Raw genomic sequence first — 10,083 nt, 5'->3', positions numbered from 1 at the left:
TCAGAGTACTTTCTCGAAGCGCTCGGGGAAGCCTCCAGGCTTACTGTAAAGCACCACGGGAGCTATGTAACTCTAGAAAGGGCGATTTTCCTGTCCTGGTGGTGCTCCCTCGCGAGCTGCGCCTTTTGCTACATGTCCACCCAGAGGAAAAAGCTTACCGACGCCTCCCGGGCAAAGCGTGCTCCCTGGCGGATTCTCGCCGAAGCTGAGATTCTGCGCAGACTCGGCTGGGAGGTGGAGTTTCTATCAGGCGGCTACGGTGCCTATACCCTGGAAGAGATGCGCCTTCTCGCTGAGATGGTGGCGGCAGTTTCTCAGACTAAGATGTGGCTGAATGTGGGGGTGCTCAGCACCGAGGAGCTTGAGTATTTAGGAGGGCCAATAGAGGGCGTTACAGGCAGCGTGGAGACTGTGAGTGAGAGGCTGCGCAGCACAGTTGTACCCGGCAAGCCTCTCGCTGAGATAAAGCGCATGCTGTCTGAGGCGAAGGAGATGGGCTACGCCACAGGGATTACAATAATTCTCGGGCTTGGCGAAGGTATAGCCGATGTGCACACCCTGCTGGAGCTAATCGATGAGCTTAAGCTGGACAGGATTACCCTATACTCTCTCAACCCTCACAGGGGCACGCGCTATGAAGCCACGCCGCCGCCAGCTTCACTGTACCAGGCAGGCGTAATCGCCGCGACGCGCATCAGCTTTCCTGAGGTGAGGATAATCTCCGGCACATGGGTGGACCAGCTTCCAAACATAGGCATCGCCCTCCTGGCGGGTGCGAATGGGATAACCAAATACCCCCTCTTCTCCATGTTCGGTACGCGCTACGGAAAGAAGGTGGAGGAAGAGGTGAAGCATGCGTTCCGCAGGCTTCTGGGCACCTTCAGCGATGTGGAGGTGCTGAGGGGCGATAGGGTACTTGAGCCTGAGCGTGATCCCCTGAGGGTGCTTAAACGCAGCCCTCCAGAGATATCGCAGGAGGCAGAGGAAAGACTGGAGCACTTTAGACCCCGCATGGAAGAGTCAGTTGCTGAGTACGTGGGAAAGGTACTTAAAAATGTACTTTGACAAAATAAACCCCAGCTGATAGGCTACCACTAAAAATAGGTGAGTACCTCGGATTTTTATGGAGATAAGTTTTTAGAAATTAACTTTCTCAAAGAAGTCAGGAGGTAAGGCTATGTTCGACAGAATAACAATCGACCCTGAAGTAATGGGAGGCCAGCCGTGCATCAGAGGCTTAAGGATACCAGTAGCTCTTATAGTAAAATTAATCGCTGCTGGAAAGGATGTCAAAGAGATACTCGAGGATTTCCCTGAGCTGGAAGAGGAAGACATTAAACAGGCACTGGAATTTGCAGCCTGGGCAACATCTGAGAAGTCACTGCCGGTGACTGTATGAAGTTTCTAATAGATATGGCATTATCCCCAAAAACTGCCGAATTCCTTCGTTCTCAAGGTTACGAAGCTATACGAGTAAATGAAATAGGGATGGCTAAAGCAAAGGATAGGGAGATATTCGAATATGCCCGGATAAATGAAATGGTGCTTATATCAATGGATTTGGATTTTGGTCACATCCTTTCTTATACAAAGTCCAAAAAACCATCTGTGATTATACTGCGTCTGAAAGATCCTTCACCCGAGCACGTAAATTCCCTGCTCTCCATCACCATCCCCCAGGTTGCTGAATCTCTGCAGACAGGAGCAATTGTTGTGATAGAAGATAGAAGGGTCCGCATAAGAGAGCTTCCTTTATAATATATGATAGGATTCTTCCATGAATAAATTCTTATGCTACGCTGGCAACATATTTTCAAATGGAAAACCTCCGCGATATAGCCCAGGTCACAAGCAAATGCATCTTCTGCTCAAATTTAGTCGTAAAGTGGGACTTCAATGGAGCAGAGCTCAGCATGTTCTGCGCCCTCTCGCGAGACATGCGTTTGCGAGAGTGCAATGCCTTTGAGCTGGTTCGTCAGATTACATGCAGGAAATGCGGCGCCAGCAATGAGCCCTTTTTCAAATTCTGCAGCGAGTGTGGAGCGAAGCTAAGGTAACTTCACCTCGCCTTACGAGTCTTAATATAGAAGAACTCCCCGCGGTAGTTCACCAGCCTCATCCCCGGCGGCGGGGGGTCTGTGCTCATGGGGCGGATTATGAGGTCGGCGCCGACCTTCTCAGCAAGCGAGAGGAGCGCAGGATAGAGCTCTGGAGGCGGACGAAGGGAGTAGATGAGCTCTGCGCCAAGGTATACCTCCAGATTGGGTGAGAACACGTCGTCTTTTATTACCCCCTTGCCTTTGACATCCACACCAAACACCTCGCCCTTTATGCTCGACTTCAGCTCATTGAGTACCCCCCTCTCACTGCCCACGCCAACCTCTACCACCTTGGCAGCACCGCTGTAGTTCTTCTTCAAAAATTCTGCCAGAAATCTGAATCTCTGGGACATGAAAAATCCTTCCGTAGGCTTTACCTCGCTCTGCTTTGTTTTTAATGCAGGGGGTTAATAGAGTTTTTGGCTGCACCCTGCTGACTGCTGAGGAAAAATGTAATATGTGCTATCTGAAAATATTTACGGGGTTGTTACGCAATAAAGCACGGAGCTATTGAAATGCTGTTAATCAGAAAATTCCGACAGAGTGACCTGGCAAGAGTCTACGAAATCGAAGTTCAGAGCTTCAAAGACCCCTACCATCCCGTCTTCCTGCTCAATCTTTATGAGCTCTATGGCGATACCTTCCTCGTGGCCGAGGAGAACAGGCTTGTAGTGGGCTACGTGATAGCAAGGAAGGTAAACACAAAGGGGCACATAATAGCAATAGCCGTTGAAGAGAAGCACCGCTGCCGGGGTATCGGCAGGGCGCTGATGTTCGCTGTGGAGGAGGAGCTGAAGAAGAACGGTGTTGTAGAAATCTGGCTGGAGGTGAGGATCTCCAACACCCGCGCAATAAAATTCTATAAAAAACTCGGTTATGTGGAGAAGGGGATTATACGCCGCTACTACACCGACGGCGAGGATGCGCTGCTGCTCAAGAAGTACATGCTGCGGTAGCGTGCCAGCCTGCCCTCAAACACTAAATTGATAAACCCCGGGAATAAATATATTAGCATGTATTCCTTAGGAGAGGGGAAGTATCTCATAGGTCTGGCAAGACGTGCAATTGAGGTTTATCTGCGCGAGGGACGAAAGCTTTCGCCGCCGGAAGATGCTCCTGAAAAACTCATGGAGAAGGCGGGTGTCTTCGTCACCCTAGAGAGCTATCCTGCGCATGAGCTCCGGGGATGCATAGGCTACCCGGAGCCTGTTTATCCTCTCGTGGAGGCAACAATAAAGGCAGCAATCGCAGCAGCGACACAGGACCCGAGGTTCTATCCGCTCAGCCTCAGGGAGCTGGAACACTGCACAGTGGAGGTGAGTATACTCACCAAGCCGGAGCTGATGGAGGTCCGTTCACCCAGAGAATACCCCGAGAAGATTGAGGTAGGGAAGCACGGATTAATTGTAGAGCGCGGCTTTGCCCGTGGGCTGCTCCTCCCTCAGGTACCTGTGGACGAGAGATGGAGCACTGAAGAGTTCCTCAGCCACACCTGTGTCAAAGCGGGGCTTATGCCGGACTGCTGGCTAGATGAAGAAACAAAAATATATCGCTTTGAGGGCATAGTCTTCGCAGAGGTCTCGCCAAAGGGTGAGGTGGTAGAGCGCTCCCTAAAGCGGTGCTAGCGCTATCGCATTCGCGGCAATGAGATTTAGAATTTCAGAGCTTGCCTTCTATCTTTTCAAGGACCTTAAGCATTTTTTCCTGGGTACTTCTCATCCCCTCTTGCCCCTCAACTAGAGTGTCCAGCCTCTTCACCAAAGTATTCTGCCCCTCAACTAAAGTATTCTGTCCATCGACTAGAGTATTCTGCCCCTCAACTAAAGTATTCTGTCCATCGACTAGAGTATTCTGCCCCTCAACTAAAGTATTCTGTCCATCGACTAGAGTATCCTGCCCCTCAGCTAAAGTATCAAGAGTTTCAAGTTTGTCCAGCTTGTCAAGCTTCCCATCTATTGACCTAAGTTTATCAATACCAACATCAAGCTTCCTGCCGATCTCCTCAAGTTCAGTGGTTGGAATTTTTACAAACTTTGGAGGAAGGTCGAAATCAAAGGATACCTCCTTTTTATCCAAACTTGTAATTTCTGCCCCGATGTTGCCTGTTTTTATTACGATGTCCTCCAAAAAGGCATCCAGAGTATCTTTTAGCCCCTCCACTATAACCTTCACACTGCCATCCACATCATTGAAAACATAACCTTTAAGCCTCAAAAAATTGGCCATCTGGACAACCATGTTTCTAAAGCCTATATCCTGAACCCTCCCATGGATGACAACATTGTAACGCTTTATCTGTGCCTCCATGCAGATAATTAAACTTTAATATATTTAAGCTTTCTCTCGTGGGGATAAGTCAGGCAATCCTGACTGAAATTCTAATCTACCTTAACCATCCATGGTCGCTTTTACATCCGCCACCTTTTAAAATTTAAAAATACCCTTAATTTAGGGTATATACTCAATTTATGGGACTATCGCCTCCTCCACATTTCCTCATAGTCTATCGTCTCTATGCCGCAGTCGTACTTCTCAGCTATCTTCTTAATCTCATTTATCGCCTTCTCGCGCTCTTCCTTTGGACCAACCAGGTAGCAGCGCATCGTCGAGGGTTTGCGCTGCTCTATGCCCTCCTTCAGAGTGGTAAAGGAGATTTCGCAGTGCTTCACATCCACACCAAAATCCTTTATCCTCTCGTAAACCTCGAAGACTATATTCTTCTCCAGAATGTGTCCAACCATTATTATCTCAGTTTTTGGCTCCATCATTTCTATCACCTACAGTCTGGCCACCATCACACGCATGCGGTCGCCACAGTTCTCTGCATGGTCGGCGACACGGGCTAAAAGCTTGACCACGCGCATCAGGTGAAAAAGCTCGCCATGGGTTAGCTTGTCCTCGATATCGAAGATCCGCTTCCTTATCTTCAAATCCAGGTCGTCAGTGAGCTGTTCCTTCTCGTTGAGCAGGTTTATGTACAGGTTTACCTTGCTGTCCTTCTTCTTGAATGTAGACTCAAGAAGCTCAATCATACTCCCCACCGCCAGGGGTACGAGGTCCACGACGTCGCACACCTTCTTTGCCATGTCAAGAAAATCGGCACGGAGCTCTTCAGGAACCTCTGTCCTGCGAAGGCTCATGGTAAGCGCCACCTCCTCCAGGCGGTCAGCAACCTGGTCCTGCTCCCGCAGGTAGTTCAGAAAGTCCCCTCTATCGACCGGCATGAATATGCTCCTCGGGAGGCGCTCGCGAATGCTGTTCTTTATCTTGTCTGCCTCATGCTCCAGCTCTGAGATGCGAAGTGCTATCTTATCCGAGCGCTCAAAATCCTTATCGAGGTAGGCAACCACCATCTCGCGATACAGGTCGGAGCACTGCCTGACTATCTTTACATGCTCTTCCAGCGGTTCAAAGGGCGACGGTGCAAACATTCCAAGAACACTCCTCAACTGGGTCACCTCAGGTACATCAACACCTTAAAGGTTATTGCCGCAACAATTGCCGCGAAAGGCACTGTTGCCAACCAGGATAAAACTATATCCCTGATTATTTTTAAATTTAATGCCTTTATCCCACGGGCGAGGCCAACACCTATAACGCTGCCCACAAGCGTATGTGTCGTTGAAATGGGCATACCTATCTGCGAATTCGCAAGCACTACGGTGGCGGCGCTGAATTCGGCGGTAAAGCCTCTGGTGGGGGTTATCTGCGTAACCCGCTCGCCTATGGTGCCCATTACACGGTAGCCCCAGGTTGCGAGACCCAGCACTATACCGAGGCCGCCAAAGGCGAGAAGCCACTTGGGCACAGGCAGTTGTGCAGCCACCTCCACTGTAGAAGCTTGGGAGAAGGTCAGCGCTGCCGCAAGGGGACCTATGGCGTTGGCAACGTCGTTGCTGCCGTGGGAGAAGGCTATGAAGCAGGCAGTCATTATCTGGAACTTCCCGAATATTCTCTCCACGCGCTGCCTATCGTCCATTTTTTTAAGAAGGAAGTAACGCATTCCTGTGAATAGCAGAAAAGCTGCAATGGCACCTGCTATAGGCGAGACAATCCAGCTGGCAACGATCTTCGTCATTTTAGCCCAGTTGACAACACCCAAACCCTGAGCGGCGATGCCAAAGCCCGTCATGGCACCGACAATGCTGTGCGTTGTCGAAACCGGAAGCTTCGCCCATGTTGCGACGGTAAGCCATATGCCAGCTGCCAAAAGAGCTGCAAAGGCGCCGAGGGCAAGCACATCGGGTGAGGTGAAGCTGCTGGGGTCGACTATACCCTTGCGTATCGTCTCTGTGACCTGCTTCCCGAATATAACCGCTCCGCCAAACTCAAAGATTGCGGCGATGAGTATAGCCTGCCTGTAGGTTATTGCGCGGGAGCCAACGCTCGTACCCATGGCGTTGGCAACGTCGTTGGCGCCGATGTTCCAGGCCATGTAGAGCCCGGCAAGCAGGGCTGCTATGAAGAAGGGTGTTACTCCTATGTCCAAGCTCTAAATCCTCCCTGTAAGCTTTAGCAAAATGAGCACAACAGAGAAACTCGTGGTAATGGAGGTGAAGAATATCTTATTGTCGCTCCACCTGCGGGTGCGCTTATTGAGCAGCAGGGCACTCGCAATTAGCGCACCTAAGCCAATGCCAACAACCCAGGTTATCGTCACAGGGTTGGCGGTTACACCCATATCTACCTCACCACCAGCACCGGCTTTGAGGAAGCAGCCACAAGCTTGGAGGAAACACTGCCAAGGAGTAGCCTGTTCACCCTGCCCATCCCCCGGGAGCCCACCAGCACCAAATCATAGTCCTCCTCAGCTTTCAGAATCTCCTCAACAGGGTTGCCCTCTTTCAGAATAACCTCCTGCACAGGTACGCCTTCCTCTTCTGCAATCTGCCTGGCTTTCTCAAGGTAACGCCTTCCCGCTTCCTCGGGAGAGCCAAGTTCCTCCTTTATCAGGCGTATAACCTCCTCCTTTGTGGTTGGAAGCTTTGGCACCACGTGGAGCAGGGATATAGAATAGCCGCTATCCTTCGCCAGCCTCATAGCAAAACGAAGCGCCTTTAGTGAACCTTCGGAACCGTCTATACAAACGAGAATACGCATGTGCTGCCTCGCCTCTGTAGGTTACTAATTACTAGTGGGAAGGATATTTATGCTTTTTCTAAATAAAATATATAAGGTATATAATACTGTGCAAAAACGCCGCCGCGCCCATGCGCACATCAGCACTACCAATTTGGATAAAATCGTTAACCTGCCAGCAGAGGCGAGGAGATTGCTATGCTTGGAGAGTGCAGGTACCACAACCCTGAGCAGGAGGAGCTCTGCATTCACACCGGGAGACCCTGCTTCGGTGCTGAGTTTGACGAGTTTAATCAGAAGTGGGTTGTAGAAAAGTGGAAGGAGAAGAGCTGTCCTAACTTCGAGGCGCGGGAGCAGAGCGTGTGGAAGATTGACTACCGCAAGGCCTTCGCCGGGGAGCTGGACGATGCGGAGGAGGCGACGCAGGCTGAGATAACCATCTTCGGCAACCTCATACCTTACAACTGCGAGGAGGACGGGGTGTGCGACCTGCCGGAGAGCATAGACCTCGATGCCGAGGTTCTTCAGAACTTCATGGACAAGAAGTACGGCAAGGGCAGGATAAAGGTCACCTGGATTGACATAATGAGCGATGATGTGGAGAAGTACCCCGAGGTGAAAGAGCAGCTCGAGAAGAGCGGCCCCACAACAATGGTGACAATAAACCGCCGGCTGCGCTTCGTGGGCAGCATTCCGGTGGAGCTGATAAAGCGTGAACTGGAGAAGATGGGGATTCACGAGCTCAAGCGTGGCGAGAGGGAAGAGTAGCCTCATACTCCTCCAGCCAGGTAAGCAGGTTCTGAAGCGAAGACCTTGCCAGGTAGTAGGGGTAGTATCTATCCAGAAGCTCCCTTGACTCTTTTCTGATTCTGCGCACACTACTATGCCCCTCCCCGCCGCGCAGCTCAGCTCTGGCCTGGCTCAGGTGGGTCTTCACCCTCATGTAAACATCACCCTCAACCGCATAGAGGATGCGCTCCATCTCCTTGCAGCGCCTTTCAAGGTTTCTGCCCGCCTCACCAAGCCTCGCCGGCAGAAGCTCGCCCAGCTCCCGGAGGTTTTCCTCGCCGGTGCGCTCAACGGCGCGCTTGAGCTCGGCTATAGACACAGCCCCGCTGAGCAGGGCTTTTTCAAGGTTGGATGTTGCCAGGTTTAGAAGCCCTGCAAGCTCCCTCCTCTCCTCATCGTCCAGGGCTGAGAGGTACTCAAGGCAGGCTGACATCTCGCTGGAGAGATGCTGCGCCGCAACTTTAATGGCATTGATCAGGTCCTCAAAATGCTCCAGGGTCTCGTTTAACTGCTCAGCAGGCATGCCCCTGCGCTTTGCCATCTCTCCCACAATTGCCAGGTAGTTGGCCAGCTGAATGCTCTTGAGCTCAAAGATGTAGGGCACCTCGACTACCACAAGCTCCTCTCCTCCGCCCCTGTCGGCGATCGCCACAGGGATAAGCATACGCTTGTACTTCTCCTTCTTCAGCAGCGGCGCCCCCGGATAGGCCATGAGCATGTCGTTGAAGCTGATGGTGGGCAGCCTCCGGTGCCTGCGGTAGAGCGAGAGCAGAAGCTGGAGCAGTGCCTCAATTTCGCGGGCCACCTCCTCCAGAGCTTCACTCTTCTTGGGTCTCGTGGTTATCACAAATATTCCGACGTCCAGGCCAGAGGCCATGCACGCGTCAATCAGGGCTGAGGCCTTCTGTATGTACTCCTCCTCCCTACCGGGCAGGGTTTTTCTGAAGTAGGCTATCTTCTCTGGCACAAGGCTCTCAACACCAAGCTGAACCTTTGAAAAGCCCGCCTCCTTCATCAATCTGAGAAGTGAGAAGTCTCTGATTGCGTCCACGCGAAGCATTGCACCAAACCTGAGCCTGCGGTTGAGCTTTTCCCTCAGTATCCCTCTGCAGAGCTCAGCCACCCAGCGCTGGCTCTGCACAAACTGGTCATCATCAAAGGTAATATCACGTACGCCGTGTCCAGGGGCCTCTCTGAGAAGCGCCATCACCTTCTCAACACTTATACTTCTCCCTGCCGGCGTGGTTATGCTGCAGTACTCACACCTGCCCCAGTTGCATCCCCGCTGCACATACAGACTTAAAGCATGCCACCCCTTTGCCTCGACAATATCCCAGGGGTAACCTGTGAAGTTCTCCTCAAGCTCCTGCCTTGTGGGGTAGGCCTGGATGAAGCGGGAAAGCTCTGGTTTGGACATCGCGGCGCCCAGTTGCTTCTTATTCCTTCTGTACGCCCTGTCTATTACCTCTTCATCGGTGGCAGAGCCCGAGTAGAGCACCTCGCCATCGCGGGTTTTTATGTAAACGCCTGTAATTGGAACCTCTATCTCAAGCTCCTTTCCACGGTATTTTATCCTCCTGGTAAAATGCTCACTAAGAATATCCTGCGCCATCTCCTCTGTAATGGGACTCCTGAATTCATTTTGCCTCAGAAGCTCAATCGCCTCAGCGTCCAGATATGCAGCCTGAGAGGCTTCGGGAGAATAGGCGACATGGGGCGAGGTAAGCCTCATCGCTTCTTTGGCCCTCTCCAGGTGCCTGAGCATCAGGGGAAAGGTGTTCTCAGCCTCGCCTTCAACAACCGCATCTATGCCCGTGGCGAGAATAAGCTTTGAGGCGTTCTCGGCGACGCCATGACCGCCGAGTACGCTGACCACACGAGAATCTGCCTGCTTCACCCTTATCGCCGTCTTGAGTACATCTCTAAGCTCAAGGCTGCTGAATACAGAGAGTGCCACCACATCGTAGCCATGAGGAAGCCTCTCCAGAAGCTCCCCTTCGGAGGTCATGAAGTCCACGCTGTGCCCATGGTTGCGCAGCGTCTGAATAAACTGGAGTATCGCCGGCGCCTCTTCTCTGCCATAGCGGTCGTAGTCCATGAAGAAGGCAATCCTCTT

The 10,083-nt window shown here is 51.7% G+C and carries 15 protein-coding genes; 7 read left to right on the top strand and 8 right to left on the bottom strand.

Annotated elements, in window-relative coordinates:
* The 4 genes from ACXJJW_RS09610 to ACXJJW_RS09595 all read left to right on the top strand — a co-directional run.
* A partial coding sequence (locus tag ACXJJW_RS09610; RefSeq protein ID WP_456475529.1) for a radical SAM protein occupies positions 1–1,065 on the top strand: 1,065 nt, incomplete at its 5' end.
* Between the two features lie 112 nt (positions 1,066–1,177).
* Positions 1,178–1,399 (top strand): DUF433 domain-containing protein, encoded by a 222-nt coding sequence (locus ACXJJW_RS09605; protein WP_456475528.1) that lies wholly within the window; start codon positions 1,178–1,180, stop codon positions 1,397–1,399.
* A complete protein-coding gene (locus tag ACXJJW_RS09600) occupies positions 1,396–1,758 on the top strand; it encodes a DUF5615 family PIN-like protein (protein ID WP_456475527.1) in 363 nt (120 codons plus the stop codon). Before ACXJJW_RS09605 ends, ACXJJW_RS09600 begins: the two co-directional genes overlap by 4 nt.
* Before the next feature lie 59 nt (positions 1,759–1,817).
* On the top strand, positions 1,818–2,057 hold the full coding sequence (locus ACXJJW_RS09595; RefSeq protein WP_456475526.1) for a DUF7577 domain-containing protein: 240 nt from the start codon (positions 1,818–1,820) through the stop codon (positions 2,055–2,057).
* Positions 2,058–2,059: 2 nt separating this feature from the next.
* Here ACXJJW_RS09595 and ACXJJW_RS09590 read toward each other — a convergent pair whose 3' ends face one another.
* Complete coding sequence (locus tag ACXJJW_RS09590; RefSeq protein ID WP_456475525.1) at positions 2,060–2,452, bottom strand: UPF0146 family protein; 393 nt, start codon at positions 2,450–2,452, stop codon at positions 2,060–2,062.
* Positions 2,453–2,614: 162 nt separating this feature from the next.
* Between ACXJJW_RS09590 and rimI the strand changes: the two genes are divergently transcribed.
* A complete protein-coding gene (gene rimI / locus ACXJJW_RS09585) occupies positions 2,615–3,055 on the top strand; it encodes a ribosomal protein S18-alanine N-acetyltransferase (protein WP_456475524.1) in 441 nt (146 codons plus the stop codon).
* 57 nt (positions 3,056–3,112) lie between these two features.
* The gene (locus ACXJJW_RS09580; protein ID WP_456475523.1) at positions 3,113–3,724 is read left to right on the top strand and encodes a TIGR00296 family protein; all 612 of its coding nucleotides are present in this window, start codon (positions 3,113–3,115) and stop codon (positions 3,722–3,724) included.
* A 34-nt stretch (positions 3,725–3,758) separates the two neighbouring features.
* Here the strand turns inward: ACXJJW_RS09580 and ACXJJW_RS09575 are convergent, their stop codons facing one another.
* The 6 genes from ACXJJW_RS09575 to ACXJJW_RS09550 all read right to left on the bottom strand — a co-directional run bounded on the left by ACXJJW_RS09575 (position 3,759) and on the right by ACXJJW_RS09550 (position 7,199).
* Entirely contained in the window at positions 3,759–4,406 is a 648-nt protein-coding gene (locus ACXJJW_RS09575; protein ID WP_456475522.1) for an acylphosphatase, read from the bottom strand.
* Between the two features lie 167 nt (positions 4,407–4,573).
* Positions 4,574–4,867: a hypothetical protein gene (locus tag ACXJJW_RS09570; protein WP_456475521.1), complete on the bottom strand. Its 294-nt coding sequence runs from the start codon at positions 4,865–4,867 to the stop codon at positions 4,574–4,576.
* A 9-nt stretch (positions 4,868–4,876) separates the two neighbouring features.
* The gene (locus tag ACXJJW_RS09565; RefSeq protein WP_456475520.1) at positions 4,877–5,548 is read right to left on the bottom strand and encodes a TIGR00153 family protein; all 672 of its coding nucleotides are present in this window, start codon (positions 5,546–5,548) and stop codon (positions 4,877–4,879) included.
* Positions 5,549–5,553: 5 nt separating this feature from the next.
* Positions 5,554–6,588 (bottom strand): inorganic phosphate transporter, encoded by a 1,035-nt coding sequence (locus ACXJJW_RS09560; RefSeq protein WP_456475519.1) that lies wholly within the window; start codon positions 6,586–6,588, stop codon positions 5,554–5,556.
* 3 nt (positions 6,589–6,591) lie between these two features.
* Entirely contained in the window at positions 6,592–6,780 is a 189-nt protein-coding gene (locus tag ACXJJW_RS09555) for a hypothetical protein (protein ID WP_456475518.1), read from the bottom strand.
* Between the two features lie 2 nt (positions 6,781–6,782).
* Positions 6,783–7,199, bottom strand: coding sequence for a universal stress protein (locus ACXJJW_RS09550; RefSeq protein WP_456475517.1), 417 nt, complete (start codon positions 7,197–7,199; stop codon positions 6,783–6,785).
* Positions 7,200–7,376: 177 nt separating this feature from the next.
* On the opposite strand from ACXJJW_RS09550, the gene ACXJJW_RS09545 reads away from it, so the two are divergent.
* The gene (locus ACXJJW_RS09545; protein WP_456475516.1) at positions 7,377–7,946 is read left to right on the top strand and encodes a hypothetical protein; all 570 of its coding nucleotides are present in this window, start codon (positions 7,377–7,379) and stop codon (positions 7,944–7,946) included.
* Here ACXJJW_RS09545 and ACXJJW_RS09540 read toward each other — a convergent pair.
* Positions 7,921–10,083: B12-binding domain-containing radical SAM protein (locus ACXJJW_RS09540; protein ID WP_456475515.1), on the bottom strand; the 2,163-nt coding region annotated here is incomplete at its 5' end. The two genes, ACXJJW_RS09545 and ACXJJW_RS09540, sit on opposite strands and share 26 nt — an antisense overlap.

This window comes from Candidatus Pyrohabitans sp., assembly GCF_054014795.1.
Note: the sequence above shows the minus strand (reverse complement) of the source record. Positions and strands in the feature narration are given on the sequence as shown.

What these genes read in the sequence shown, in the direction of transcription:
- ACXJJW_RS09580 (WP_456475523.1), top strand. Translation starts at nt 3,113, where the DNA reads ATGTATTCCTTAGGAGAGGGGAAGTATCTCATAGGTCTGGCAAGACGT.
- ACXJJW_RS09600 (WP_456475527.1), top strand. Translation starts at nt 1,396, where the DNA reads ATGAAGTTTCTAATAGATATGGCATTATCCCCAAAAACTGCCGAATTC.
- ACXJJW_RS09590 (WP_456475525.1), bottom strand. Translation starts at nt 2,452, where the DNA reads ATGTCCCAGAGATTCAGATTTCTGGCAGAATTTTTGAAGAAGAACTAC.
- rimI (WP_456475524.1), top strand. Translation starts at nt 2,615, where the DNA reads ATGCTGTTAATCAGAAAATTCCGACAGAGTGACCTGGCAAGAGTCTAC.
- ACXJJW_RS09555 (WP_456475518.1), bottom strand. Translation starts at nt 6,780, where the DNA reads ATGGGTGTAACCGCCAACCCTGTGACGATAACCTGGGTTGTTGGCATT.
- ACXJJW_RS09595 (WP_456475526.1), top strand. Translation starts at nt 1,818, where the DNA reads ATGGAAAACCTCCGCGATATAGCCCAGGTCACAAGCAAATGCATCTTC.
- ACXJJW_RS09575 (WP_456475522.1), bottom strand. Translation starts at nt 4,406, where the DNA reads ATGGAGGCACAGATAAAGCGTTACAATGTTGTCATCCATGGGAGGGTT.
- ACXJJW_RS09605 (WP_456475528.1), top strand. Translation starts at nt 1,178, where the DNA reads ATGTTCGACAGAATAACAATCGACCCTGAAGTAATGGGAGGCCAGCCG.
- ACXJJW_RS09550 (WP_456475517.1), bottom strand. Translation starts at nt 7,199, where the DNA reads ATGCGTATTCTCGTTTGTATAGACGGTTCCGAAGGTTCACTAAAGGCG.
- ACXJJW_RS09570 (WP_456475521.1), bottom strand. Translation starts at nt 4,867, where the DNA reads ATGATGGAGCCAAAAACTGAGATAATAATGGTTGGACACATTCTGGAG.
- ACXJJW_RS09545 (WP_456475516.1), top strand. Translation starts at nt 7,377, where the DNA reads ATGCTTGGAGAGTGCAGGTACCACAACCCTGAGCAGGAGGAGCTCTGC.